Annotated in this window: 21 protein-coding genes; 8 read left to right on the forward strand and 13 right to left on the reverse strand. The window is 71.2% G+C overall.

The features are described from left to right. Nucleotides 1-8: 8 nt before the first annotated feature. Nucleotides 9-236 carry an SH3 domain-containing protein gene (locus ACZ4WQ_RS38735; protein ID WP_352130525.1) on the forward strand — a complete coding sequence of 76 codons (228 nt, stop codon included), beginning with the start codon at nt 9-11 and terminating at the stop codon, nt 234-236. Between the two features lie 15 nt (nt 237-251). Here the strand turns inward: ACZ4WQ_RS38735 and ACZ4WQ_RS38740 are convergent, their stop codons facing one another. Continuing rightward, nucleotides 252-1,811, reverse strand: a complete 1,560-nt coding sequence (locus ACZ4WQ_RS38740; RefSeq protein WP_398374704.1) for an RICIN domain-containing protein — start codon at nt 1,809-1,811, stop codon at nt 252-254. A 64-nt stretch (nt 1,812-1,875) separates the two neighbouring features. Here ACZ4WQ_RS38740 and ACZ4WQ_RS38745 point away from each other — a divergent pair, with 64 nt between their 5' ends. After that, nucleotides 1,876-3,255: a phospholipase A2 gene (locus ACZ4WQ_RS38745; RefSeq protein ID WP_398374703.1), complete on the forward strand. Its 1,380-nt coding sequence runs from the start codon at nt 1,876-1,878 to the stop codon at nt 3,253-3,255. Between the two features lie 74 nt (nt 3,256-3,329). On the opposite strand, the gene ACZ4WQ_RS38750 is transcribed toward ACZ4WQ_RS38745, so the two are convergent. The 3 genes from ACZ4WQ_RS38750 to ACZ4WQ_RS38760 form a co-directional block, all read right to left on the reverse strand. Next, nucleotides 3,330-4,940 carry a transporter gene (locus ACZ4WQ_RS38750; RefSeq protein WP_385345347.1) on the reverse strand — a complete coding sequence of 537 codons (1,611 nt, stop codon included), beginning with the start codon at nt 4,938-4,940 and terminating at the stop codon, nt 3,330-3,332. Beyond that, a complete protein-coding gene (locus ACZ4WQ_RS38755; protein WP_358845312.1) occupies nt 4,937-5,740 on the reverse strand; it encodes an ABC transporter ATP-binding protein in 804 nt (267 codons plus the stop codon). Before ACZ4WQ_RS38755 ends, ACZ4WQ_RS38750 begins: the two co-directional genes overlap by 4 nt. Nucleotides 5,741-5,892: 152 nt before the next feature. Next, nucleotides 5,893-6,585, reverse strand: a complete 693-nt coding sequence (locus ACZ4WQ_RS38760) for a bifunctional DNA primase/polymerase (protein ID WP_398374702.1) — start codon at nt 6,583-6,585, stop codon at nt 5,893-5,895. Nucleotides 6,586-6,968: 383 nt separating this feature from the next. Between ACZ4WQ_RS38760 and ACZ4WQ_RS38765 the strand changes: the two genes are divergently transcribed. Both ACZ4WQ_RS38765 and ACZ4WQ_RS38770 read left to right on the forward strand, forming a co-directional pair. Continuing rightward, nucleotides 6,969-8,360 (forward strand): transcriptional regulator, encoded by a 1,392-nt coding sequence (locus tag ACZ4WQ_RS38765; RefSeq protein WP_311724392.1) that lies wholly within the window; start codon nt 6,969-6,971, stop codon nt 8,358-8,360. 109 nt (nt 8,361-8,469) lie between these two features. Next, nucleotides 8,470-10,251 carry a hypothetical protein gene (locus ACZ4WQ_RS38770; RefSeq protein ID WP_398374700.1) on the forward strand — a complete coding sequence of 594 codons (1,782 nt, stop codon included), beginning with the start codon at nt 8,470-8,472 and terminating at the stop codon, nt 10,249-10,251. A 56-nt stretch (nt 10,252-10,307) separates the two neighbouring features. On the opposite strand, the gene ACZ4WQ_RS38775 is transcribed toward ACZ4WQ_RS38770, so the two are convergent. Beyond that, nucleotides 10,308-11,609, reverse strand: coding sequence for an ABC transporter substrate-binding protein (locus tag ACZ4WQ_RS38775; protein WP_361184085.1), 1,302 nt, complete (start codon nt 11,607-11,609; stop codon nt 10,308-10,310). A gap of 171 nt (nt 11,610-11,780) precedes the next feature. Here ACZ4WQ_RS38775 and ACZ4WQ_RS38780 point away from each other — a divergent pair, with 171 nt between their 5' ends. After that, the gene (locus ACZ4WQ_RS38780; protein WP_449658035.1) at nt 11,781-12,227 is read left to right on the forward strand and encodes an SCO4402 family protein; all 447 of its coding nucleotides are present in this window, start codon (nt 11,781-11,783) and stop codon (nt 12,225-12,227) included. 82 nt (nt 12,228-12,309) lie between these two features. After that, nucleotides 12,310-13,182: a formyltetrahydrofolate deformylase gene (gene purU / locus ACZ4WQ_RS38785; protein ID WP_361184083.1), complete on the forward strand. Its 873-nt coding sequence runs from the start codon at nt 12,310-12,312 to the stop codon at nt 13,180-13,182. 18 nt (nt 13,183-13,200) lie between these two features. Here purU and ACZ4WQ_RS38790 read toward each other — a convergent pair whose 3' ends face one another. Together ACZ4WQ_RS38790 and ACZ4WQ_RS38795 are read right to left on the reverse strand one after the other, a co-directional pair. Then, nucleotides 13,201-14,502 (reverse strand): zf-HC2 domain-containing protein, encoded by a 1,302-nt coding sequence (locus tag ACZ4WQ_RS38790; RefSeq protein ID WP_385345338.1) that lies wholly within the window; start codon nt 14,500-14,502, stop codon nt 13,201-13,203. Further along, nucleotides 14,499-15,077: a sigma-70 family RNA polymerase sigma factor gene (locus ACZ4WQ_RS38795; RefSeq protein WP_398374697.1), complete on the reverse strand. Its 579-nt coding sequence runs from the start codon at nt 15,075-15,077 to the stop codon at nt 14,499-14,501. Before ACZ4WQ_RS38795 ends, ACZ4WQ_RS38790 begins: the two co-directional genes overlap by 4 nt. A 303-nt stretch (nt 15,078-15,380) precedes the next feature. On the opposite strand from ACZ4WQ_RS38795, the gene ACZ4WQ_RS38800 reads away from it, so the two are divergent. Then, entirely contained in the window at nt 15,381-15,740 is a 360-nt protein-coding gene (locus ACZ4WQ_RS38800) for an STAS domain-containing protein (RefSeq protein WP_311724385.1), read from the forward strand. Between the two features lie 503 nt (nt 15,741-16,243). Here ACZ4WQ_RS38800 and ACZ4WQ_RS38805 read toward each other — a convergent pair. The 6 genes from ACZ4WQ_RS38805 to ACZ4WQ_RS38830 all read right to left on the reverse strand — a co-directional run bounded on the left by ACZ4WQ_RS38805 (nt 16,244) and on the right by ACZ4WQ_RS38830 (nt 22,978). Continuing rightward, nucleotides 16,244-17,638 carry a type VI secretion protein gene (locus ACZ4WQ_RS38805; protein WP_385345384.1) on the reverse strand — a complete coding sequence of 465 codons (1,395 nt, stop codon included), beginning with the start codon at nt 17,636-17,638 and terminating at the stop codon, nt 16,244-16,246. A gap of 161 nt (nt 17,639-17,799) precedes the next feature. Further along, a complete protein-coding gene (locus ACZ4WQ_RS38810; RefSeq protein ID WP_311724383.1) occupies nt 17,800-19,326 on the reverse strand; it encodes an SCO6880 family protein in 1,527 nt (508 codons plus the stop codon). 3 nt (nt 19,327-19,329) lie between these two features. Next, the gene (locus ACZ4WQ_RS38815; protein WP_398374694.1) at nt 19,330-21,285 is read right to left on the reverse strand and encodes a hypothetical protein; all 1,956 of its coding nucleotides are present in this window, start codon (nt 21,283-21,285) and stop codon (nt 19,330-19,332) included. Next, nucleotides 21,275-22,039: a hypothetical protein gene (locus tag ACZ4WQ_RS38820; RefSeq protein ID WP_311724381.1), complete on the reverse strand. Its 765-nt coding sequence runs from the start codon at nt 22,037-22,039 to the stop codon at nt 21,275-21,277. Before ACZ4WQ_RS38820 ends, ACZ4WQ_RS38815 begins: the two co-directional genes overlap by 11 nt. Nucleotides 22,040-22,046: 7 nt before the next feature. Continuing rightward, entirely contained in the window at nt 22,047-22,397 is a 351-nt protein-coding gene (locus ACZ4WQ_RS38825; RefSeq protein WP_311724380.1) for a hypothetical protein, read from the reverse strand. Then, nucleotides 22,394-22,978 (reverse strand): hypothetical protein, encoded by a 585-nt coding sequence (locus tag ACZ4WQ_RS38830; RefSeq protein WP_468022785.1) that lies wholly within the window; start codon nt 22,976-22,978, stop codon nt 22,394-22,396. Before ACZ4WQ_RS38830 ends, ACZ4WQ_RS38825 begins: the two co-directional genes overlap by 4 nt. Nucleotides 22,979-23,711: 733 nt before the next feature. Between ACZ4WQ_RS38830 and ACZ4WQ_RS38835 the strand changes: the two genes are divergently transcribed. After that, nucleotides 23,712-24,773: a peptidoglycan DD-metalloendopeptidase family protein gene (locus ACZ4WQ_RS38835; RefSeq protein ID WP_398374692.1), complete on the forward strand. Its 1,062-nt coding sequence runs from the start codon at nt 23,712-23,714 to the stop codon at nt 24,771-24,773. Nucleotides 24,774-24,819 lie beyond the last annotated feature (46 nt).

The raw sequence follows: 24,819 nt of genomic DNA on the forward strand, positions 1-24,819 counted from the left end.
CGCCCGATGTGAATTTCAAGGTCCGTACGAGTGGTGCAACATTCCGGACAGGGCCCGGAAAGCGTTATCGAGTGATCGGGACGCTTTACCGGGGGGATTCCTTCCGCTACTTCTGCCGGACGGGTGGCGTCCACGACTTCAAGAAGAGCTGGTCGTACGGAAAGATCACCAAGAGGACCAGCTCGGGAATTCCGGCCGGTACGAAGGGCTGGGTCTACAGCAAGTACCTCGATTAGCGACGGCCCGAACCCTCAGGTGCGCCAGAGCGTCCAGCTGTCGCCGCCGCACTCTTCTTGCAGCACTTGTTCCTCGTCCCCGCTCGTAGTGGGCAGGGCGACGCACTTGCCGCTGTTACGGCTGATCAGCTTCCATGCGTGACGGGAAGTGTCGTAGCGGAAGCTCCAGAGCTGATCCGGGAACAGATCTTGCTCGTCGTCACCGCACAGATAGTGCGTGATGATGGCGTCGTTCTCCTTGCTTGCCGCATCGACCGACAGGCACAGATCGCTGTGCTGATTGCGGATCGAGTACGTGGTTCCGGCCGAACCGGAGTCCTCCACGGAGAGTTTCCAGAACTGCTCGGGGCTCGCGCCACAGCCGGTCTGGATGAGGCCTGCCGATGGGGTGGTGTTCTCCGGGGGCACGGACAGGCACAGGTGGCTGTCGGCATTGGTCAGGCGGAACAGGCCCTTCGGCAGCGGCGGTGCGTCAGCGCGGGCGCGCGGCTTCTTGCCGGGCGATGGGGTGGCCGACGGTGCCGACGGTGTCTGCGGCTTCGACGGGGTCGCCGTGTGCGCGGGTCGGCTGGTGCCGCCGGACGGGCCCGTGAACGGATCGGAGGACCGAGCCGAGGGCCCTGGCGTCGGGCTGTGGGGCGTCGTGATCGTCGGCGTGGCGGACGTGGTGGGTGGCGCGCCTGACGTCGCGGTGTTCTGGCTGTCGGTGACGAACCACATGCCGGCCAGCAGCGCCGCGAGCGCGCCCCACTGGGCGGGGGTGCGCCAGCGCCGGAACCGGCCCCGGCGGTCGCCAGTGCTGCCGGTGCTGCCGGTCGCCGGGGAGCCGACGCCGGCCGGTGGGCGGTCCGCCCCGGACGACGCCTGTTGGGGAGCGCGCGGTCCGGCGTCCGAGTGGAGGTACTTCTCCTGGTCCTCCAGGGCGGTGTTCCGGGCCTGTAACGCGTCGGACTTGGCCTCTTCGGCGATCGTCAGGCTCTCTCTGGCCTGGCGGAGTTCGTCCCCGGCATCCGAGTCCGCTGTCGGGTCCTGCGTCTTCCCGCGCTCGAGCCGGTGGATGACTTCGACCAGGCTCCGGATGCGCTCTTCCGCTTCCGCCAGGTCCGTCTCGGCCTGCGTCTGCGCCTGTACGGCCTTCTCCACGGCCTGCTGTGTCTTCGATACCGGGGCCTGCCGCTGCTGCTTCTGCGCGACCAGTTCGTAGAGGCGCTTGGCCTCTTCGTGCCGCTGCTGCCGGGTGCGGGCGTCGGGTACCTGGCGGTTGATGACCTCATGCAGGATGTGGGCGGGCACCGCCCGTTCACCGGAGCGGTACTGCCCCCACAACGTCTTTCCGCCGCCTTGCGGATAGCGCTCGGCGAGCTCGCGCAGCGTCAGGCCTTCCGTCAGCCGGCACAGCATTCCTGCTAACGCGTTGATGTGCTCCGACTCGCCCCTCAGCCCTTCGAATGGCCGGCCAGACCTGCCCATGAACCCCCCTTTGTCCGCGGACAATCCCCCGATGTCCGCCGCCGACCTGCGCCGAAGATGAACGATCTTGATGGAAAACAGCCCGGCCCGCAGCGTCGATGTCATCGCACCGGATCCCCACGAACGGACCGGTGCTCGGAATCACATCAATGCTGAAGGGACTCTACCCATGCGTATGCGTCGTTCTCCGGCATCTCAGCCAGAAGGAATCTCGATCTCCACCGCCAAGAAGTTTCTGTTCCTGCTCGGCGCGGCCACTCTCGTCATCGGTATCCCCGCGTACGCCGACACCCAGCAGCCCGCGTCGGGTGAGCCCGTCGCCATGGGCCAGATCGTCTCGGCCGAGGACAGCGTCTACGCCCTGGCCGAAGACAACTCCGCGGTCTACGAGTGGTCCTCCGACACGGTCAACTGGCAGAAGGTGGGCGGCCCCGCGAAGGACCTCTACGCGAGCGCCGACGCCGTCTACGCCACCGACCCGGCCACCGGCGATCTCAACAAGTACAACGGCGAGCCCGGCCAGTGGTCCCGCATCGGCGGCGCCGGCGCCGACTTCGCCGCCACCAGCGAGCACCTGTACGGCATCGGCCCCGACGGCACCGGCGTGTGGGAGTACACCGGCCAGGGCGACGCGTGGACCAAGGTGGGCGGCCCCGCCAAGGACCTCTACACCGGCCCCGCCGCCGCCCTGTACGCGACCGACCCGGCCACCGGCGACCTCAACAAGTACGAGGACGGCCAGTGGGCCGGCATCGGCAGCTCAGGCGCCACCTTCGCCGTCACCGACAACAACGTCTACAAACTGACCCCCGACCGCTGCTGCGTGTGGGAATACGACGCCGAGCACAGCCAGTGGAACAAGGTCGGCGGGCCCGCCGGCGAGATCTTCAGCAGCAACACCCTGTACGCCACCAACCCCGACACCGGTGACCTCTACAAGTACAACGGCCGACCCGAGCAGTGGAACCGCGTCGGCGGGCCCGCCGCCGCCTTCACCACCAGCGGCGACCGCCTCTACCGCCTCGCCTCCGACCACCGGTCCGTCCAGATGTACAGCGGCAGCGGGGCGGACGACCAGTGGACCGACCTCCACGCGCCGACCGCCCCCACGGTCTCGGACGACAAGCTCGCCCGGCTGAACAGCCTGACGCAGGAGGGAGAGGATGCCCGCCGCGCCTGGTACACGGCCCTCTACGAACACCAGGCGGGCTCGCCCGACCCCTACGAGTTCGACTGGTCCACGAACGGGTGCAACGCGCCCGCCCCCGACTCCATCGGCGGCTTCGACTTCACATTCGCCTGCTACCGGCACGACTTCGGGTACCGCAACTCCAAGGCCCTGCTCGGCAAGGAGTCCTTCCACAACAGCGTGAACGGAGACTCCGGCAAGGACCGCATCGACCGCGTCTTCCACCAGGACCTGAACACCATCTGCGAGAGCCGGGACTGGCCCGTCGACCACACCGCCGTCGAGCGCGCGCTGTGCCGCCGGGCGGCAGGCCTCTACTACCAGAGCGTCCTCGCGGCAGGCCTGCTCGAGACCCGGTGATCCGCTGAACCACCCGTCGCCCGGCCGGCGCTCCGTCGGCCGGGCTTCGGCTACGCGCCGAGCGGGGTGGCGGCTCAGCCCTTGCTGACCGCCGCCAGGATCTCCGGCAGCCGTGCCGCCGTCCGCGGCGCGGCCAGCCGCAGGCCGCCCAGGGCGACCCCGGCGCCGTACGCCGTGCCCAGCGGCAGCAGCAGCCACAGCCGGTCGTGCGCCCCCGACTCGTGCATCCAGATCGTCACCGCCAGCAGCGGCGCGCAGAGCGCGACGCCGGTGAACATCCCGGCGAGGATGGACCGCCACGCGAGACCCACCTGGCCCGGCGCCACGTTCTTGTAGCCGCTGTCCTGCGGGATGGAGTACGGGTACAGGGCGGAGGCCAGGGCCCCGGTCGCCACCAGCGAGCCGAACAGCGCCAGGGCGAGGCCGAGCGCCTCGGGGGCCGCCGCCCAGTCGTCCATCAGCGCGGCCGCGCCCAGCACCACCAGCGTGACGTACGGCACCCCGATCAGCGAGAGGGCCAGCGCGCGTCCGCGCAGCTCCAGATAGGCCTCGCGCGGCGTGGAAATGGTCTGCGCCACCATCCAGAACGCCGAGGAGTCCTGCCCGAACTGGTTGTACATCTGCATGCCGAGCAGCCCCGCCGCCCAGCAGGAGGAGTAGACGCTGCCCGCGCCCTGGACGCTGGTGACGACCGGCAGCAGCAGGCCGATGGCCAGCGAGGTCACCCACGCCGACTTGGTCTTCGGGTCGCGCCACGCATAGCGCAGCGTGCGCAGCACGACCGTGCCGGTGCGGTCGTCGGGCAGCAGGCGCTGGAGCGCGGGCCGCCCGGCGGCCGAGCCGGGGCGCTTCCGGCCCGGCTCGGCGGCCTGGATGGTCGAGGAGTCGGGCGCGGTCATCAGATGGGTCAGGCCGCGCTGCCACCACCACAGCAGCAGCGCCAGCAGACCGGCCGACAGGGCGAGCTGGGCGGCCGCCGTCCCGTACGCGCCGTCGCCGACGCCTTGGACGGCGTCGATCGCGGCCGCGGGGGGCACCCAGCGCAGCACGTCCGCGAGCGGTTCCAGGGAGGCGAGCCCGTCCTGGCCGGACAGCTTGCCCACCCCTATGTTGACCAGCTGTGCGCCCACCGCCACGAACAGGCCGCTGAGCAGCGCCAGATCGCGGCCTCGGCGGCTGGTGAGCAGCCGGTTGTTGGCGGTCGCGACGGCGCGGGACAGCGCCACGCACAGCAGCATCGCCAGCACCACGGCGAGCACCCCCGCCGCCGCGGCCGCCGCGCCGTGCGCCACGGCGATCACCGAGCCGACCATGAGGGTCAGGGTGAACAGCGGGCCGACGCCGATCAGCGAGGACACCAGGAGGGCGACCACCAGCGGGCGGGGCCGCAGCGGCAGCATCACCAGCCGGGTGGGGTCCAGCGTTTCGTCGCCGCCGGGGAAGAACAGCGGCATCACGGCCCAGCCGAGGGCGAAGACCGCGGCGAGGAGGGTGACCAGCGCGGCGGCGTGGTCGTTGCCGCGCAGCAGGATCAGCCCGAGCAGATGGAACGCCGCGAAGAGGAGAGTGAGGACGACGGAGGTGATGTACGCGGCGCGGCGTCCGGCGGACTGCCGCAGTCCGTTGCGCAGCAGGGACAGCTTGAGCTGGACGAAGAGGGCGGTCAGCGGGCCGGTGGCGGTCATCGGGCGCCGCCGCCCAGCCAGTCGAGGTCGTGCCCGGTCGCTCGGTCGCTGGCGCCGACCAGCTCCAGGAAGGCGTCCTGGAGCGACGGCGCCGCGCCCCGCACCTCGTCCAGCGGGCCGTGCGCCCGGATCCGTCCGCCGGCCAGCACCGCGACCCAGTCGCACAGCGACTCCACCAGCTCCATGACATGGCTGGAGAAGACGACGGTGGCGCCGGAGCGGGTGTAGCGCTCCAGCACCCCGCGGATGGTCTGGGCGGACACCGGGTCGACGCCCTCGAAGGGCTCGTCGAGGAAGAGGACTTCCGGGTTGTGGAGGAGCGCGGCGGCCAGCCCGATCTTCTTGCGCATGCCGGTCGAGTAGTCGACGACCAGCTTGTGCTGCGCCCCCGCGAGGTCGAGCACGTCCAGCAGCTGGGTGGCGCGCTTGTGGACCTCGTCGGCGGGCAGTCCGCGCAGCCGCCCGGTGTAGTCGAGGAGTTCGCGGCCGGACAGCCGCTCGAACAGCCGCAGCCCCTCGGGCAGCACCCCGATCCGGGCCTTCACGGCGACCGGGTCGCGCCATACGTCGTGGCCGCCGATCTCGACCGTGCCGGAGTCGGGCCGCAGCAGCCCGGTCACCATCGACAGGGTGGTCGTCTTGCCCGCGCCGTTGGGCCCGACCAGCCCGATGAACCGCCCGGCGGGCAGCTCCAGATCGATCCCGGCGACCGCGACCTGCTCCCCGTAGCGCTTCCACAGCCCCCGTACGAGCACGGCCGGTATGGCAGCCTTCCCGTGCTCCTCCGGCTCCTTCGTCACGCGGTCCCCCTCTTCGACGCGCGGGGGCCAGGTCGACGCCCCCGTCCGCCGCCCACGATAGGCGCATGGCGCGCGGGGAGGCCGGTACCCGGCGCGCGGCGGCGCGTCTCAGCGCCGTCCCAGGGCTGTCCCGGCGCCGCCCCGGCGCCCTCTCAGCGCCCGTCGCGGCCGCAGGCGTAGGCGAGGGCGCTGACCAGCTCCTCGGCGTCCGGGAGCCAGCGGTTGGCGGCGGTCGGCCGGCGCGCCCACTGGACCGCGCCGTGCCGGCCCACGCGGGTGGGCGGCGCGACCACGTAGTCGCCCTCGCCGCGCGCGACCAGGTCGATCGACGACGGCGGCCAGCCCTGGTTCCGCACCAGGTGGGGGATCTTGGCGGCGGCGCCCGGCAGCACGAAGAAGAGCATTCTGCGCTCCGGGGTGGAGGTGACCGGGCCGAGTTCGACGTCCCTGCGCTCCATCCGCGCCAGCGCCAGACAGCCCGCCGTCTCCGGCACGTCGAGGGCGTCGAAGGTGCGGCCGGTGGGCAGCAGGATCGAGGCGTGCGGCGTCCTGGCCCACGCGCGGCGCGCCACGACGGGGCTGCCGGTCGCCTGGTCCGCCCAGTCGGCGCGGGTCGGATGGGCGCCGGGGGAGGGGCAGTCGGCCGCGCCGCAGCAGCATTGCTCCCAGCACTGGACCGCTCCGTTCACGGGCTCGAGCCAGGCGCCGGGGAGCACGTCCCAGTGCCGCTCCTCGGCGTAGCGCACGGCCGCGTCCCGCAGCGGTTCCCCGCGCTGCTTGGGGATCTGTGGTGCTCCTGTCACATCTGTCACGTCTGTTGCGCCTGTTGCGCCTGTCGCGTGCATGCTCTCGTCCACGACCAGCACAACTCGAGGGACCGGCAAGGGTTACGCCCCCCGGCCCGCTCCGGGGGCCCGCGGGAGCCCGTAGGTCGCACGATTCGGGCATGCGGGGCGCATGGGTGCATGGCCGGGGGCGCGCATGGGGACGCGGCTGTGTGAGCGGGTAGCCACCATGCGTGACGGGCGTACGAGTGTCCGGTAGGCCGTGCCGTGTTCCAGGGCGCGGCCTCCGGGTTCCTGTCGGCGCCGTACGCGCACGATCGCGGTCAATTCGGGCAAGTCCTGCATTCTCCGCACATGCCTGGCGTATCCGCGATATCTGCGGGGCACTGATCAACAGGGACGGCATCCGCCGTAAACGCACAGCAGTCACTGGGGGTAAATCCATGGCCGCTAGGCCGCTTGTGGCGCGGCAGCCGAACGAACGGCTGCAAGCGCTCATCCAGGAAGCCGCGTGCTCCAACGCCGGCTTGGCGCGCAGGGTCAACATGTGCGGCGCCGAGCACGGTCTCGATCTGCGCTATGACAAGACCTCGGTCGCCCGCTGGTTGCGCGGCCAGCAGCCGAGGGGCCGGGCTCCGGGCATCATCGCCGAGGCGCTCGGCCGCAAGCTCGGCCGTACGGTCACGATCGACGAGATCGGCATGGCCAACGGCAAGAACCTCGCCTCGGGGGTGGGGCTCCAGTTCTCGCCCACCGTCCTCGGCGCGATAGAGCAGGTCTGCGAGCTGTGGCGGAGCGACGTCGGGCGCCGCGACTTCCTGAGCGGTTCGACGGTCGCCGCCTCGGCGCTGGTCGAGCCCAGCCGCGACTGGCTGATCACCGGGACGGACTCCCAGGTGGCGCGGACGGCCGGGGCGAAGGTCGGCAGGTCCGACGTGGCGGCGGTGCGGGCGACCACCGACGCGCTCGTCGAGCTGGACCACCGGTACGGGAGCGGGCATGTGCGCCCCGTCGTCGTCCACTACCTGAACAGCGTGGTCTCCGGGCTGCTGGCGGGCTCCTATCGCGAGTCGGTCGGGCGCGAACTGTTCGCCGCGGTCGCCAGGCTGACCGAGCTGGCCGGCTATATGGCGGTCGACACCGGCCAGTCGGGGCTCGCCCAGCGCTACTACATCCAGGCGCTGCGCCTGGCGCAGGCCGCGGGGGACCGCGGTTACGGCGGGTATGTGCTGGCCGCGAGCATGAGCCATCTCGCGGCCCAGCTCGGAAACCCGCGGGAGATCGCCCAGTTGGCGAAGGCCGCGCAGGAGGGCGCGCGCGGACAGGTGCCGCCGCGCGCCGAATCGCTGTTCCTGGCCGCCGAGGCCCGGGGCCACGCGCTGCTCGGGGACGCGCGCGCCTGCCAGGTCGCCGCGGGCCGCGCGCTGGACGCCATGGAGCGGGCGGTGGGCAGCGGCGGCGAGTCCGGCGACGAGCCGCCGTGGATCCGCCACTTCGACCACGCCTACCTCGCCGACGAGTTGGCCCACTGCCATCGCGACCTCGGCCAGGCCGAGCCCGCCAGGCGCCGCGCGGAGGAGGCCCTGGAGGGCCACCCGGAGGGGCGGGTGCGGCGGCGCGCGATCGGGCTGTTGCTGCTGGCCACGGCGCATGTGCAGCAGCGCGAGGTGGAACAGGCCTGCCACACCGGGACGCAGGCGGTCGAGCTGCTCGGATCGCTGCGCTCCAACCGGGGGATGGAGTATCTGGACGACTTCCAGCAGCGGCTGGAGCCGTTTCGGGAGGAGCCGGTGGTGCGGGAATTCGGGGCGCGGATGGAGGTGCAGGTGGCCTGAGGCGGTGATGAGCGTCTCGTTGTCCCGCGAGTCCGCCGGGCACCGTGCCGTCCGGGGACCCGGTAGCGTGAGCCGTTGATTCCGTACGTTCGCAAACCAAGGAGTCCCGGTGACGCAGAGCGGACAGGGGAACGAGCCGCAGCTGCCTGCGGTCCCGCCCGCCCAGCCCGCGCAGCCCGTGCGCGAGGGGGTCGTGCTGCCCGCTCAGGGCGATCAGCGGGCCCACGAACCGCATCAGGCGGCCCCGGCGGGCGGTCAGGCCTGGGGGCAGCCATGGGGGCCGCAGGGCGCCGGGCAGCCCGGCGCTCCGGCGTCGCAGCCGCTGCCGCAGCCTCAGGGGGGCGACGCGGCCCCCGCCCAGCAGGGCTGGCAGCAGGACGCGTCACAGAACGGCTTCCAGAACGCGCCGCTGAGCCCGCCGCCGGGAGCGTACGGACCTCCGCAGGGCGCGCCGCCGCCCGCCCAGGGGCAGCCGTACGCCCAGCATCAGCAGGGCTGGCCCGCGCCCGGTCAGCCGCAGCCGCAGGGCCAGCACCCGCAGCCGCCCGCGCAGCACCCGCAGCACCCGCAGCCGCAGGGCGGGGCGCTGCCGCCGGACAGACAGGCGCAGCCCTTCCCCGGAGCCGCCGACGCGACCCAGATGCTGCCGCCGCAGTCCGGCTTCGGCGGGCCGCCCGCGGCCGACTCCGACGCGACGCAGTACATACCGCCCGTTTCCGGGCAGATGCCCGGCGCGATGCCGCTGCCGCCCGAGGGCGCGGCCCCCGCCCCCGCGGCGCCCCCCGCCCAGGCCGCCCCCGGCCAGGCCCCCGCGGGTGCGCCGCTGCCGCCGGAGAACCGGCCCGCGCACCCCGAATCGGACAACGAGTCCACCACGCTCCTGCGGGCGGTCCGCCCGGGCCGCGCCCGCCACGGCGCCCCGCAGGCCGCCCCGGGCCAGCAGCCCCAGCCCGCCCCCGCCGCCGAGGAGACGCAGGTCCTCCCCGGCCCGATCCCGGCCGCCGGGCCGCCGCAGCCGCAGGGCCACCGCGCCCAGCCGGGCGGCCCGCCGCAGTCCGGCCCCACGCCGTACGCGATCCGTCCCGGCATGCCGGGGGACCGGCCGCCGCCGTCGGAGTTCGACGGCCTGTTCCGCGCCGACGGCGTGCCCGAGGCGGCGGACTCCACGCAGCAGCTGCCGCAGTTCAGCGACCAGGGCCCGCAGCCCCCCGCACCCGCACCCGCCGACGGCGGCGGCCGGGGCAAGCGCGGCGGCCGGAAGATGACGCCCGCGGTTCTCATCGGCATCGTCGTCGCGGGCTGCGCCCTCGCCGGCCTCGCCGCCGGGGCGGCGCTCAGCAGCGACGGCGACGATGACAAGGGCGGCAAGAAGGACTCGGCCGCCGAGAGCCAGACGCCGGACACCAAGACCGACGAGCAGACCAAGGCGGCGGACCCCGTCGAGACGCAGGCCAAGGCGCTCGACGCGCTGCTCGCCGACAGCAACAGCAGCCGCGCGGCGGTGATCAAGGCCGTGGAGGACATCAAGTCCTGCCAGAACCTGTCCGACGCGGCCACGAATCTGCGCACCGCCGCCGGGCAGCGCACCGGCCTGGTGACCCGGCTGGGCAAGATCTCCGTCGACAAGCTGCCCAACCACGCCGAGCTGACGACCTCCCTGACCAAGGCATGGCAGTCCTCCGCCACGGCGGACAACCAGTACGCGGCCTGGGCCGACCAGGTCGGCGGCAAGAAGGGCTGTCACAAGGGCAAGGCCCGCAGGACCCCGAAGGTGGGCGCCGCCGAGCGGGCGAGCGTCGAGGCGACCACGGCGAAGAAGAGGGCGTCCGAGCTGTGGAACCCGATCGCCACGCAGTACGGGCTGACTTCGCACCAGGCGACGGAGCTTTAGCCGGCTTTCCCTGTCCCGCGCCCCGGCCGAGAGCCGGGGGCGTGGGACGGAGGGGGTCAGGTCAGCGGGGTGTACCGGCGGAGCGTCTGCGCGACGTCCACGAACCCCTTGCGGACCGCGACCAGCCGCCCGTCCCGCACCACCTGGTAGGTCACGTCCGCGTTCACGATGCGCGGGTAGCCGTGGATGGACAGCATGTCCTTGTATCCCCAGCGGAGCTCCGGCGTCAGGCCGCCGGTGCCGACCGTGTGGCCGTTGTCCAGCGTGCGCCGGATGGAACGGGCGCTGATGTCGTCGGCCTTCAGCGAGTCCAGGACGGACCGCAGCGCGGTGTAGGCGATCCAGGTGGTCTGGGTGCCGGGGTCCTCCGCGTCGATGCGGGCGTCTTCGAAGGCGTATTCCTTGATGACCTTCTTCATGGGCGCCCAGCGCGGATCGTCCGCGGCCGGGTACCAGCCCGTGGCGTACGCGCCCTCCAGCGGGCTCTTGCGGCCGCCGGTGCTGTCCACGAGGGACTGGCGGACGCTGCCGAGCACGGAGGCGATCCGTACCTTCGGGTGGTCCTCCTGGAGCCGCCGGAAGGAGTCGAAGAACGTGCTGGTGCGCTCGCCCAGCGCCGCGGTCACACAGGAGCCGGTCAGCTCGGCGCCCTGCGTGGCGCTGCCCAGGGAGGTATTGGCGCCCACGCCGTTCAGGGCGGCGCGCGCCTGCCGGGTGTAGTCGCCGGCGTCCTCGGGGGCGCGTATGTCGGTGGCGGCGCGGCGCTTGCCGGCGGCGAGGCCCGCGTCGAGGAGTTCGGGCAGCTCGTCGCCCGCGATGGTGTCGGGGCGGACCAGGGAGACGCGCCGGCACACAGACGCCAGCTGCCGTCCGTTGCCGGCCAGCAGCGCGGCCTGGCCGCCGTTGACCGGGTAGGAGTACGGGCTGTCGAACTCCTCCTGGGTCAGCCCGTATCCGCCGATATAGGGGATGCCCGAGCCCTCCAGGGCGGAGATGAAGTAGCGGCCGAACTGGCTGTACGAGCCGACGACCGCGACGACATTCTCGTCGGCGGCGCGCCGGGCGCAGCGCGCGGCCTCGGAGGGGTCGTTGCGCTCGTTGCAGGTGAGGACCTTCAGCTTGCGGCCGTGGATGCCGCCGGTGTCGTTGACCCAGCGGGCGTACGCCTTCGCCATCGCGGGCATCCCGGGCATATTGGTCGCTTTGGTGTTCTCGGGCGCCCAGGTCATGACCGTGATGGGGTCCTTGGCGTCCGACCCGGACAGGACGCCGCAGCCGGTCAGCGTCCCCGCCCCGAGGGCTGCGCAGAGCGCGGCCGTGAGCCACGGCCGGGGGGAGAAACGTCGCCATCCGGTCATGACATGTGAGCGTGGCGTTCCGTACGTAACGGGGCGGCTATCGCAATTGACAGGAAAGTGACGAGAGGGTGAATTGCGGGGGTCGATGCATGTCCGTCTATGAAGAACGTACGATCGATTCCCGTGCAAGGTTCAGAGAAGTCTTCCCGTCGCGGCCGTCGCTCGACCACCATGGGTGGCATGCCTGTCAACGACATGCCGTGGTGGCGCTGGCGCAGCAACGTGCGCTCGGCGCTGCACATGCTCTCCGACCCCGTCTTCCAGCAGGAGTGCTGGCTGGCGGGCCGGGACGGATACGGGGACGTCACCGACGCCGTGTACCGGCTGGTGGAGGACACCTGGCTGGACAACTGGTCGGCCGAGAAGTACGTCGGCACGATCTTCCGCGACTCGCAGGAGGCGGCGCTCGTCGATGTCGCCGTGCTGCGGGTGCTGCGGATCATGCACCAGGTCGGTGCCGACGCCCTGCCCTTGGCCTACCTGGAGCACCACGGGTGGCCGGAGGCCGTCCGGGCGGCGCGCGACGCACATGTGCGGCTCGCGGCCAACGACGGCGAGGACCCGGACCTGCCCCCGCACACCCTCGAAGTGCTGGCGATCATGACGCGCTCGGTCTAAGACCGTCCGGCAGTAGGGCCCGCGGCCGCGCTCGGTACTGCCGGACGGTCTAGGGGGCGCGGGTGTGCGACGCTATGGAGTCATGAGCCAGTCGCATTCCGCCGCCCCCGATCAGTACATCCTCACCTTGTCCTGCCCGGACAAGGGGGGCATCGTGCACGCCGTGTCCAGCTATCTCTTCATGACCGGCTGCAACATCGAGGACAGCCAGCAGTTCGGCGACCGGGACACCGGGCTCTTCTTCATGCGCGTGCACTTCCGGGCGGACTCGCCGGTGCGGGTGGAGGACCTGCGGGCGAGCTTCGCGGCGGTGGGCGAGTCCTTCCGGATGGACTGGCAGATCCACCCGGCCGGCGAGAAGATGCGCGTCGTGCTGATGGTCAGCAAGTTCGGGCACTGCCTGAACGACCTGCTCTTCCGCTCGCGGATCGGGGCGCTGCCCGTGGAGATCGCGGCGGTGGTCTCCAACCACACCGACTTCGCGGAGCTGGTCGGCTCGTTCGGGGTCCCCTTCCGGCACATCCCGGTGACCAAGGAGACCAAGGCGCAGGCCGAGGCGGAGCTGCTGGCGCTGGTGGAGGCCGAGAAGGTCGAGCTGGTGGTCCTGGCCCGCTATATGCAGGTGCTCTCGGACGACCTGTGCAAGCGGCTGTCGGGACGGATCATCAACATCCACCACTCCTTCCTGCCGAGCTTCAAGGGCGCCAAGCCCTACCACCAGGCGCACGCCCGCGGCGTGAAGCTGATCGGCGCGACGGCCCACTATGTGACGGCGGACCTGGACGAGGGCCCGATCATCGAGCAGGAGGTCGAGCGGGTCGGCCACGGGCTCACCCCGGACCAGCTGGTGGCGGTGGGGCGCGATGTGGAGTGCCAGGCGCTGGCGCGGGCGGTGAAGTGGCACAGCGAGCGGCGCGTGCTCCTCAACGGCCACCGAACCGTGGTCTTTGCCTGAGCCCTCTTTCCGGGCGGTTCACAGCCGCGACAGCGAGGCCGTCGCGAAGAGCACATCGCGGATCGCCTCCGTGTCGCCGAGCTGCCCCGCGGCCGCGTCCTGGGGCGGCACATGCCCGGCGGCCAGCTGGTAGAAGGCCTCGCGGTCGAGGGCGATCTGGGCCACCACCTCCTCCTGGGAGGGCAGCGCGGCGGGGGAGTCCAGCGGGATGAGCCACTCGCCGCTGCCCTCGACCTCCAGCTGGAGCGTGCGGCCGGGCGCGCCCGCCTCGACCAGTTCCCGGGGCGGCCCCGCGAGCCCGGCCCGGCGGCGCTCGGCGAGGGCGTCGGGCAGCAGCCGGGCGCACAGGTCGACCATGGGTTTGAGGTGGGCCGAGGCGGGCGGCTCGTACGGGTAGTCGATCGCCTCGGCGATGTCCCCGGCGTGCACCCAGCACTCGAAGGCGCGGTCGAGGAACGCATCGCCTATGGCCAGCGAGAAGTCCCCGTACGGCACGCGGAGATCGCGGACGCCGCGCCCGGCGAAGGACACGGTCCGCACCAGGGCGTGGCCCTGCTCCCGCCACGGCTCGCGCACGGCCCCCGGCTCGCCCGCCGCCCGGGGCTCCGGCGCGGGCCCGCCGTGCCAGTACGCCTCGGTGCGGGCCGCCGGGGAGCCCTGCGCGTGGGCGCCCAGCGGGTCGGGCAGCCCGAGGGACGAGGCGAGCATGCCGTCGACCACCATCAGGTGCCCGATCACCCCGGCGACGGTGGTGTCCCGCGCTGCCGGCCGATCCCCGTCGAACCATCTGAGCCGCACCGGCGCCCGCCACTCCGCCTCGCCCATGTCGCGCAGCAGCGCGTCCAGCCGGGCGGCCTCCGCGTCGTACACCCCGGCCCAGTCGGGCACCGGGATACGGGCCGGGCGGCGGCCCAGGCAGCCGGCCAGCACGCGGGAGCGCAGCAGCGGGTCGAGGTCCAGGCTCTGCTCGGTGTGCAGCAGGCCGACCGCGTCGCGCAGCCGCAGAGCCTCCTCGGCGCACGGGGTGCAGTGGTTGAGATGCGCCTCCACGGCGGCGGTCTCCTCGGGGGAGCAGGCGGTCAGGGCCCAGGCGCCCAGCAGCGACTTCAGCACCGCGTGCGAGAGCTGCGGCGGGGCCAGCGGCTCGCGCGGCGCGGGCACCCCGTCCACCGGGGGCGCCGGGCGCCAGTGGGGCCAGCGGCCGCTGTCCTCGGCGGCCGCCCGCGGCGGGGGTATGCGCGGCGCCTCCGCGGGCTCGGGCGCCGACGGCGGCTCGTCGCCGCGCCCGGGACCTCCCGTGCCGTCACCCGGCCTGTTCACAGCGCCCGTCCATAGCCGGGCGGCGGAACGGAGTCCGGGGGCGGGACGTTGGCCGTCGCCAGCAGCTGTAGTCCCAGCCGCAGTCGGCGCCTGGCCTCGACCTCCGTCACGCCCAGCTCGGCCGCGGCCTGGCGGTAGTCGCGGCGGTCGAAGTAGGCCAGTTCGAGGGCGGCGCGCAGCGGGGCGGGCATGGAAGTGACGATGTAGTCGGCACGCGCGGCCACGGAGGCCTCCCGGATCCGCTCCTCGATGTCCTCCTGCGTGCGCGCCGGTTCGACGGCGGCCCGCGCCTCCGCCTCGCGGAGCCGGTGCACCGCCTGGCGGTGGGCGAGCGTGGCGATCCAGGAGCGCAGCGAGCCCTGCTTGGGGTCGTACGCGTCCGGGTTCTCCCAGGCGTAGCCGAACACTTCGCGGGTGACGCGGTCGGCGGCCTCCTCGTCCTGGAGCACGCGATAGGCCAGGTTGTGGACGAGAGAGGCGAACCGGTCGTACAACTCGCCCAGCGCGGCGGCCTCGCCGCGCGCCAGCCGCTGCTGCATCCTGCGGTCCCAGCGGGGCGGTGCGTCGCTCGTCATACGGCCCCCATCCCTCGTGGTCGAGTCGTCCGGGCGTTGCCTACGTCATATCGAATGTAGTTGGGGGGCTGGTAGAACACGCGCCCATGCGGCAAAGTGCGGCGCGGTGGGGCTGCGGATGGTATTGGGCCCGTCACTTTGCGCAGGAATCCCGCGACGAAACGCTTCCGCACGGCATAAGGTCGTCATCTCTGGTTCGTGCCGGGGGGTGTTTGGTGGGGCGGCGGGCGGGCAGCCGCTGGGGAACAGGCAATTCCGGATAGCGGGCGAGCGAAGGGCTTCGAGCGCGTGACGTTGAAGGTGATGGAGGACCGTCGGGGGGAGTGGGTCGTCCTCCAGGTCTCCGGAGAGATGGACCTGGTGACCTCTCCCGCCGTCCGGCAGCACGTGCACGAGGCGGTGGCCGAGGGCCGCCACCGGCTGGTGCTCGATCTCCAGGAGGTCCGCTTCTGCGACTCCAGCGGGGTCGGCGTCCTCATCGCGGCGCGCCGGCTGATGCGGTCCTGCTCCGGGCGGCTGCGGCTGATCCTGCCCCCGCAGGGCGCCGCTCACGGCTCGCATGTCCACCGCGTGCTGGCGGCCCTCGGCGTCCGCCGCCTCTTCGACGTCTACCCCGACCTGGCCGCCGCGACCGACACGGCCGCGGACCCGCTGAGCGCGTAGTCGTCCCGGAAACTCCGTGTGCGCCTGAGGGTTTCAGGTTCTTCGGCCGCGGCGTGGCCGTCTGCTGCGGTGGGGTCCGAACCTCGAGGTGCAGGGGTGGACTCCGGTTGTGTGCCGCGATGTGCCGCTTGGCGGCCGGGCGCCGCATCGCCTCGGCGACGGTGCCGGCAGCCGCCCGGCATGGGCCGGGCGTGCTCGCGGCTCTGCCGGGTCCGGTTACGGGTCCCCGCTCCGCTCGCCGAGGTAGGCAGCGCCTGGCGCAGCGCTGCCCACAACTCCGCCTCGCCGCGCCGGGACGGGTCGGCGGGCCAGGTGGCCGGCAGCGCCACGACCACGGCTGACGACGCGCCGGGACGGTGCCGTTGAGCCACACCGACGACCACTGGCCCTCACGCGACTGGGCACGCGCCACCGAGCGGGCCCTCGACGCGCTGGACGAGGAGTGGGAGCACAGCCCCTCGCCACGGGACCGCCTTCCGCTGTTCCGAGCTCTTCAGGGCCCATCACACGACCATCTTCTCGTCGGTCTCGAACAGCTGCTTCTCGATGGCGGAGAGCATCAGTTGAACGGCGTGCGAGCCGCCGCCGCGGCCGACCTTCCACAGCGCCCGGCCGCGCTGGCCCGCGCCCCAGGACGCGATCAGCTCGCACTCGGCGTCGGTCAGGCCGATGGCCTCACGGGTGAGGTTGAGCGGCTTGGTGTCCTGCGCGAGTTGGACGCGGGTCTCACAGGAGGCGATCAGGTCCTTGGCGATGGCGACGGACTCCGATCCGGCCGCGCCGACCGCTTCGAGGTCGCTGAGGCGGTGGGTGGCGAGCACCTGGATGGTGCCGGTCGCCCGGGACAGCCTGAGGTCGGCGTCGATCTTGCGGACCATGGCGGCGCCTCCGCTGCGCATCTGCCGCCACAGCTCGTCCCGCACCACGATCCAGGGCCGGCCGGGACGGTCGATGGCGGCCTGAGCCCAGGAGGAAACACAGGTCAGCACCATCGCCACGGTCTCGTCCCCGTACTGCTCCAAGGCGGAGATGTCGACGGACTGGATCGGCGCGTCCCAGTCCAGGGAGATGGAGGTGTGCTCGTCGAACAGGCCGCCCAGATGGCCGTGGATCATGCCGCCGAGGGCAGAGCGGATGGAGGCCATCTGCTCCCGCGCGGTCTGTACGTCATCGCCGCGCACCCGCAGTTCACGCGCCATGCGATCGGTGGGGTCCTTGAGCACCAGGTAGACGCGCGGCAGGGTGGGGGTTTCCCGGCGTTGTTCGTCGGCTTGTGCCAGCTCACCCGTCACCTCCCGTACCGCGATGTCCAGGCACTCCTCCTCTTGGGGCAGGAGGTTGCGCCGCAGCTGGAGCTCCAGCAGGGCCTTCAGCAGGGTGAGGCGTCGGCGGTGGATCTCTTTCAGCCGCGCTCGCAGCATCTCCCGGTCGGTGATCTTGTGGAGGTCCTGACCCAGTGGTCCGGCGTCCAGGGGGTTGAGGCGCCCGGGCAGCCCGGGACCCAGCCGGACCGGCTCCACGCCCAGATGGCGGCAGAGCTGCTGGTACTCGCCCTTGACATCGCCCGCGATCAGTGTGCGGTGGCCGAAGGCCATCAGCCGGAAGCAGAGAGCCTTGATATGGGCGCTCTTACCGCTGCCGGGAATGCCGGTGATCATGACGTTGGGGTTGGTGCACAGACCGTGGCTCACCCAGGCCGCCGGGTGGGCGGAGAACGCCTGTGTGGTCAGGGTGTTCCAGCCTATGTAGGCGCCGAGCGGGGGAAGGCCGCCGGCGTGCAGAAAGGGATAGATGCCCGCGGCCCGCGCGGTGTCGGCGCGGAAGACCTCCGACCGTACGAGCGAGGCGGCCCGTCCGGCATACGGCTGTCGCCAGCCCTTCTTGGGGGCCACGCGCATGGCGCTTTCGGGGTCCTCCAGCAGCCGGGCGCGGCGCAGTTCGCGTGCGCTGGGCCGGGGGGTGGACGGTGCCGTCCCGGTGTCGGCCTCGATCAGGTTGGTTACCGGGGCGGCTTCGAGCGTGGTGTCGTCGAACCGGCGGCGGTTGAGGGAAAGGCGCATCAGATGCCCACCCGCCGGTCCGGCAGCCCCTGGCCCAGCGGCAGCGCCGCGGCCGCGAAGCCCGCGTCCTGGGCACCCCACATCCGCCGCATCTCCAGACCGGCAGCCGAGGCATCGGCCTGGAGCTCCGCGCAGGCGATCTCCAGTTCCTCCTCGTCCATCACGGTGACGGCCAGCAGACAGGTCAGCCGGACCACGCCCTCGCCGGACGCCCGCGCCACGTCCTGGGCGCGGGCGGTCATCGACTCGCGGCGTTCGTCCTCGGACTCCACCCGGCCGGTCTTGGACCGCAGCTGCCGCGCGGCGTCGCGCTTGGCCTTCTCGCGCGCGAGCTCTTGACGTGCCTTGGCGGGGCCGATCGGCTCGTACACCAGCGACAGTGAACGGCGGGCGTTGCGCCGGGGCCGCAGCAGAGGCTGGAGGAAGGTGGCGTACACCTCGGACTGGGGCAGGCCGCGCACCTGGTAGGACACGGTCCATGCCCCGTCGTGCCGGTACACGCCCCAGCCGGTCTCCGCCGCGGCGGGTCCGGCCACCGTCGGATCGACGCCGGGCGGGGCGCCCTTCCACTCGGGGTCGTGTGCGGCGGCGCTGCGGGCGGCGAGCATCAGCTGCGCCTCCGGGTCGTAGGCCGTGCGGATGGCCTGGGCGACCTTACGGGGCGTCAGCAGCTCCTCGATCTGTAGACCGGCGCTGCTCAACGTCCCCTGCATGGCGTGGATCTCGCGGACCAGCACGGCGGCGGCGCCGATCTGGCCACCGCCGGCTCCCTTGACCGCCAGGCGTGCGCGTGCGGAGGAGAAGGTGATGGACAGAAAGGTCTCGCGGATGGTCGCCACCGGCCCCGCGGTGACCATGAGTTCATCCAGGGCCTGTACCGCGGCGGGCGGGGCGTCGGGGGCGGTGTGGCGCTCCACCCATGACCTCAGCTCGGTCCCGTCGTCGGGGAGGGAGCGCTGGTGTACGGAGATCCTCGTGATCGCCCCGTCTTCCTTGCACTGCGAGCGCAGGAAGGCGGCCCAGGCGCCGACGCGGGCGTTCTGCTTGTCCGTGTCGACCAGCGCCAGGCCGGGGAAGGCGATACGGGCGATGGCGGTGTAGGTGCCGCCGACCGGGTCGTGGACGACGCCGAGTTCGCCGCCCAGCCCGTCGGACGCGTTGAGGATGCGCAGGCGGGCGAGGACTCCGGGCAAGTCCATCGGCTGCTCCCCGGACTTGGTGCGGGGAGCGAAGGCGCCGGAGAGGAAGAGGTTCTTCTTGGTGGCCACGGCGATCTGATGCCTCACTGCGAGAATGATCCATTGATCCGCCGACAACCCCATGACTCGCCCGAGGGCGAGCAGGAGCAGCAGCAGGGCGAGGGGGAGGCAGACGAGTGTCGCGGACCAACTCCGCTGGTAGAGCGGGAGCAGCGCTACGGCGGTCGCGGCCGCCACCAGGGCGAAGCCGGGGCCGGACAGGTTGCCCATGAATCCGATGCGCTCGGACTGCCAGCCGCCGTAGGTGGCGGGCTCTGAGATCGGCATGGGCTAGTCCCTCCACGTGTAGGAGTCCGGTGGAGCCGCGATGGTGTGGTCCCCTCCTGGCGGGAGTGGCGGAGCCGAGGTGTCCGCGGGGGCATCCCGCTCCAGCGTTGCGGAGTACCCTCCCGCCGCGGGCGGCGGTGGTGCCGAGTCGTCGTCGTCCCCGCCGCCGCCCCCGCCGCCCCCGCCGCCGCGCTGACCGCGGCGACCGATGATCACATGGCGGTCGGCACTGGAAGCCGGACCGAGGCCGGCGTGGGCCGCGGTGTTGGCGCCCGCGTCCTCCAGGATGTCCTTGCCGACGGCCGCGGCTTGCAGGCCCAGGCTCACGACACCGCCGAGCTTGCTGCCGAAGCCGCCGGCACCGCTGCCGTTCATGAATTTGGACCAGAAACCGCCGCCGCCGCCGGAGTTTGAGCCGCTGGAGGCGGTGGAGGCGTTGTCGTCCTCCAGCCCCATGGTGAAGCCGGCGCCCCCGCCCATCATGCCCGCGCCTCCCATCTGCGGCCGGGACTTGGAGGCATTCACCGACATATTCGATCCCATCGCGCCGAAGAGCGCGGAGCCGGTGCTGTTGCCGTCGCCGTTGGTGGTGAAGGTCATGAACCTGGCGATCACCGGCCAGGCGAAACACGACAGGACGAAGATCATCAGGCCGACCAGGACATTGCGGGCGCCCTTGCCCTCGCTCATGGCGTTGAAGCCGATGGAGAAGCAGATCACGATCACCGGCTTCATCAGGATCAGCGCGATCACCGCGTTACGGGCCTTGGGCCACCACTCACGGGTCGAGTCCGCCATCTGCCCCGCCAGGACGATGGGCATCACGGCGACCAGGACCATGAGCCCGGCCTGACGCATCAGCATCTCGATCCACAGCGCTCCGATGGCCAGGATGCACAGGATGCCGACGACGATGACAAAGCCGACCGAGGAGGCCAGCATGCCGCTGCCGGTGATCAGCGCGCCGCCGGCGGCAGCCGTCCCACCGGCGGCGCCCAGCCCGGCGAACAGCTCGCCGAGCTGTGTCTGCATCGCCTTCGCCGCGTCCTTCTCTCCGGAGCCGCCGCCCTTGAAGGTCTCATTGATGACCGCGGTGCTCAGCTGGTCGGACCAGTCGAGCGCGGTCTGGATGGCGACCACGTAGACGGCGAGGATGATCGCCCATTTGGCCAGTCCGGTGAGCGCGGTGGCGAGCGGGGCACCCTGCTGGCTGATGGCCAACTTGCCGAACTGGAGCAACAGCAGAAAGGCCGCGAGCAGCACGGACAGGCCGGTCATGATGCTCATCGTGGAACCGATACCGGTCTGCCCCAGCTTGATGGTGGACCAGCTGTTGAACGCGTCGGCGAACTGCTTGAGCACCCATACGACCGACTTGCCGATGTACTCCGCCGCCTTGGTGAGCATGTCGGTCGCCAGACTCGCGACCGCGTCGCCGACCCACTCCCATGGCGTTTTCACGTTGATCATCGGGTAGTTCGAACCATGCTCGTTCGAGCAGTCCTGGAACGTCCGACCGTCGTTCACGCACTTGGTCATCAGCTCATTGAGCTTCTTGTAGTTCTTGTGGTTGTGGTCGGCCTTCTCTCGCCACTCCTTGAGCTTCTTGAGCTCGTGTTTCTTCAGGTCATCCTTGGAACAGCCGTCCATGACATCGCTGCACGGCTCATAGGTGCCGGGTATCTCACCGATGGCCTTCTCTGTGTCGCAGCGTTTGACATCGGCCCCCAGCGTGGTGTTGCACCAGTGGTTCTGGTCATCGAGGCCGATGCCCGGAGACCAGCCGTTGCCCTTGCCGTCGTCGCTCCACTCCTTGGGCGGGTCCTTCGGAGGGCCGTAGTCGACATAGCCCTTGGGATCGTCCGCGGAGGCCACGGGGGCGCTCGCCGCGCCGACGCCGAGACAGAACACCAAGGTCAGCAACAGGGTCAGAGCCCGCCGGAACCGGTCACGCCACATGCGCCACCTGCCACCAACCGCTCTGCCAGGAGATGGGGCTGTCGGGGTCGTAGGACGCCGGGAAAGTCCGCAACTTGCGATAGCGCGGCTCGTCGGTGATCTTCCAATCGCCGTCCTCCCATATGAGGAGGAGGTCGGTCGTCTCATCCTTGATCGGCTCGTTGGCCGGGGTGCCGTCCGGTTTGGTCGCGTAGCGGTCGTAGTTCAGCCAGACCTGGACAAGACGTCGATTCACCAGCGGCGTCGCCCGGATCGCGTTGACGTTGGTGGTGAAAGTCAGACCCCCCGGCACGCCGCCGGAAGGCGCCAGCCCCGCGGCTTCGCGCACCTTGCGGACCTCGGAGACCTGCTTGTCGATGTAGGCGGAAGAACCCCTGGAGGTGACGGCCGACAGCTGTTGCCGGGTCCTGACATCGTCGAGAAAGGGTGACTCCTCCAGGTAGTAGACGGCGGCCGAGACGGCGCCGGGCCCGGTGCGGGGGAAACCGACGGAGAAGCCGTCCTTGCCGCTCTCAGGCTTCAGGAGGTGCATGGGCTTGGCCTTCGCGGGAGTCATCTTGCCCCGCGAGGACGCCGACGGGGTCGGATGAGGTGTGCTGGACCTGCGCTCGCCGGAGGGCGCGGCCGACGCGCCCTGGCCGCTTACGGCGTTGGTCAGCAGAACGCCACCGCCGACGAGCAGGGCGAGCGCCAGTCCCCCGATGGCGACCAGGCGGACGCGGGCCCGGCGGGCCGCGCGGTCTTGGTCTTCCATATCCGCCTCAGTTCGACATGTTGTAGAAGCCCATGACCAGACCAGAGGTAACGCCGATGCCCACCCCGGAGATCAGGCTCCAGAGGATCGAGGATTTGCCCCGGGCGGCGAGACTCGCCCGCTCGGTGTTGTGCCCGATGGCCACCAGACCCCAGCCGACGAGGCCGCCCAGTACCGCCAGAGAGAGCCCGCCGCCCGCGGTCCAGGCGAGAATCGTGCTGGTGGGCGTCCGGATCTCGCCGGGCAGCTTGGGCTTGTAGTCGGGAACGATGGGCTTGTCGGTCGGGTCATCGGCGGCGAGGAACTGAAGGTGCGGGTCGTTGGCAATGGCATGCAGGGACTGCAGAAACTGACTCATGCAGGAACCTTTTTCGAAGCGATGCGGGCGGTGTCGTGGACGCGGGGCGGGGCCGCGGTCTGAGTACGCGGCACGGCAGCCGCGGGGAGTGGATCACCCCAGGCGGCCTGGGCCGAGCCCACCACCGCGAGGGCGAGTTGTCGGCCCGCCTCCAGCGAGCGTGGTTTCAGGCGGGATGCGTCGCGCATCCCGTGGGCGCGGATGCGCGGGTCATAGGGCACCTGGACGACCGCCCGGACTCGAGGTTCGAGCATCGCGGCGGCGGCCTTCACCGCGGCGGGAGACCTGCCCTCCCCGATGCCGGTCAGGGCGACGATCACGCGGTGAAGGGGAAGCCCCTCCGCCGAGGCGGCCTTGACGGCGGTCTGAAGGGCCTGGACCCCGGATCCGGTGGTTGCGGCGCACAGAACCGGTACGGAGAAAGGGAGTTCGCACCAGCGGGCCGTCAGTCCGGTGGAGCCGGCGCAGCGCGCGGTGAGCACATCGTGAGCGACCGGATGGACGGTGTCCGCGACGACCGCCTGCCACCCGCCGATCGCCGCCAACTGGTACCAGGCGGCCGGATCTTCGGGGAGGGGCAAGGGTGGATGACTCCACTCCTGATGATCGGTGAGCACCTGCCATGTGCCGCCGCTCGGAGCCGGAAAGCGGGACGCTGCCGCCTGGACCTGACTGTGGGTCAGCGGCCGGTCCGGCGGGAGCGAGAGCAGGCCCGTTCCGGGCTCGGCGCTCCAGGCGGGCCAGGGTGAGGACAGGCGTGGTCCTGTGTCCAGTACGACGGTCGAGCCCATCGCCGACAGGGCATAGGCCAACAGGCCGGCCGTGGTGGACCGTCCGCTGCCGCCAACCGCGCTCAGCACGGGTACTACCAGCCGGTTTTGTGGTGTGAGTGACATCACAGACTGCGTTTTCACTATGCCCCCCCGCTTGCAATCACTTTCACCGCAGCGAATGCCCCGAAATGAGCGCTTGGCGACGGCGGCGACCGCGACAGGCCTGGCCGCAAAGTGAGCGTTTAGACGGCGGCCACTCGGGCAACGGCGGCCGCAATAGTGAGTGTCTAGCAGACGACATCAGGTCATGTCCACGTGATACTGGTGTGGCCACTGTGATAGAAACACACCCTCAACTTTCCCTCAACACCCGAGCGGCCTGCTGCCAGTTGGGGGAGGATCACCCAGGTGGGGCGGATTGCAGTGCACAGCACCGATCCGTCCGTGAAAGCGGAATGATCTATTCCTGACGCTGCCGCTCGTTCGAGAGTGCAAACTGCGGCAATTGGTGGCAGGCACGGTGCCGCCCGGGGGGCCCTGAGTGGATATCAAACGTGGGCTGAAGCTGGTGCTTGCGGCTTCGCTGACTATGCCGTTCGGCTTGATAGTGGGTGTCTTCGTGCTGGCCTCCCTGTCCGACAGCGGTTCGACCCCACTGGACCCCGGTCTGGCCGGGGGGTCGTTGAAAGTCGGGCGCGGCGGGGTGCCCAGTCAGTACGAGGGACTCATCGTGCAGGCCGCCAACGACTGCAAAGCCGGACTGTCTCCCTCCATACTTGCCGCGCAGTTGAAGCAGGAGTCGGGCTTCAATCCCAAAGCCTCATCGCCCGCCGGGGCCCAGGGGATCGCCCAGTTCATGCCGGGCACCTGGAAGACCTGGGGTGAGGGCGGGGACGTCTGGGACCCCAACGATGCGATACCGGCACAGGGCAGGTTCATGTGCTCGCTGCTGAAGCGGGCCAAAAACCCCGCCAAGTACAACGACTGCCCGACGGAGACTGTCACGGACCCCTCGCAGTACAACGGCTCCCCGACCGAGTTGGCGCTGGCGGGCTACAACGCGGGCTGGTGCGCCGTTGAGCGCTACGCGGGCGTGCCCCCGGCGTCGTTCGCAAAGGGCCAGACGTACGACTACGTCAAGATCATCATGGCGTCGTCGCGCCAGCTGACCCTCTCCGGCTCCTCCGGCGGCTCCTCCGGCGCCTGGACGCGGCCGACGAGCGGTGCACTCGGGACCGTTTATCACGCGACCGGCGCGCACTGGTCCAGCGGCTACCACACAGGCATCGACTTCACCGTACCGACCGGCACGACCGTCAAGGCCGTCGGCCCCGGCACCGTCATCACGGCCGGCCAAGGGGGAGCCTACGGAAACCAGATCGTCATCCGGCACGCCGACGGCAAGTACAGCCACTACGCCCATCTCTCCTCGCTGAGCGTCTCGAAGGGCGACACGGTCAAGGGCGGCCAGAAGATCGGCCTGTCGGGCGCCACGGGCAATGTCACCGGCCCGCACCTGCATTTTGAGATCCGTACCGGGCCGGAGTACGGGTCGGACGTCAACCCGATCCCTTACCTGCGCCAGCACGGCGTGAGCATCTGACGAGCTGGGCCAGGGCCCGGATCCGGGAACCAGTGCCGAACGGACG

This window comes from Streptomyces sp. NPDC028305 (assembly GCF_055569495.1).

Coding starts and splice junctions, on each gene's coding strand:
- ACZ4WQ_RS38740 (WP_398374704.1), bottom strand. CDS start 1,811: ATGACATCGACGCTGCGGGCCGGGCTGTTTTCCATCAAGATCGTTCAT.
- ACZ4WQ_RS38745 (WP_398374703.1), top strand. CDS start 1,876: ATGCGTATGCGTCGTTCTCCGGCATCTCAGCCAGAAGGAATCTCGATC.
- ACZ4WQ_RS38750 (WP_385345347.1), bottom strand. CDS start 4,940: ATGACCGCCACCGGCCCGCTGACCGCCCTCTTCGTCCAGCTCAAGCTG.
- ACZ4WQ_RS38760 (WP_398374702.1), bottom strand. CDS start 6,585: ATGCACGCGACAGGCGCAACAGGCGCAACAGACGTGACAGATGTGACA.
- ACZ4WQ_RS38765 (WP_311724392.1), top strand. CDS start 6,969: ATGGCCGCTAGGCCGCTTGTGGCGCGGCAGCCGAACGAACGGCTGCAA.
- ACZ4WQ_RS38775 (WP_361184085.1), bottom strand. CDS start 11,609: ATGACCGGATGGCGACGTTTCTCCCCCCGGCCGTGGCTCACGGCCGCG.
- ACZ4WQ_RS38780 (WP_449658035.1), top strand. CDS start 11,781: ATGGGTGGCATGCCTGTCAACGACATGCCGTGGTGGCGCTGGCGCAGC.
- purU (WP_361184083.1), top strand. CDS start 12,310: ATGAGCCAGTCGCATTCCGCCGCCCCCGATCAGTACATCCTCACCTTG.
- ACZ4WQ_RS38795 (WP_398374697.1), bottom strand. CDS start 15,077: ATGACGAGCGACGCACCGCCCCGCTGGGACCGCAGGATGCAGCAGCGG.
- ACZ4WQ_RS38800 (WP_311724385.1), top strand. CDS start 15,381: ATGGAGGACCGTCGGGGGGAGTGGGTCGTCCTCCAGGTCTCCGGAGAG.
- ACZ4WQ_RS38805 (WP_385345384.1), bottom strand. CDS start 17,638: ATGCGCGTGGCCCCCAAGAAGGGCTGGCGACAGCCGTATGCCGGACGG.
- ACZ4WQ_RS38810 (WP_311724383.1), bottom strand. CDS start 19,326: ATGCCGATCTCAGAGCCCGCCACCTACGGCGGCTGGCAGTCCGAGCGC.
- ACZ4WQ_RS38815 (WP_398374694.1), bottom strand. CDS start 21,285: ATGTGGCGTGACCGGTTCCGGCGGGCTCTGACCCTGTTGCTGACCTTG.
- ACZ4WQ_RS38820 (WP_311724381.1), bottom strand. CDS start 22,039: ATGGAAGACCAAGACCGCGCGGCCCGCCGGGCCCGCGTCCGCCTGGTC.
- ACZ4WQ_RS38825 (WP_311724380.1), bottom strand. CDS start 22,397: ATGAGTCAGTTTCTGCAGTCCCTGCATGCCATTGCCAACGACCCGCAC.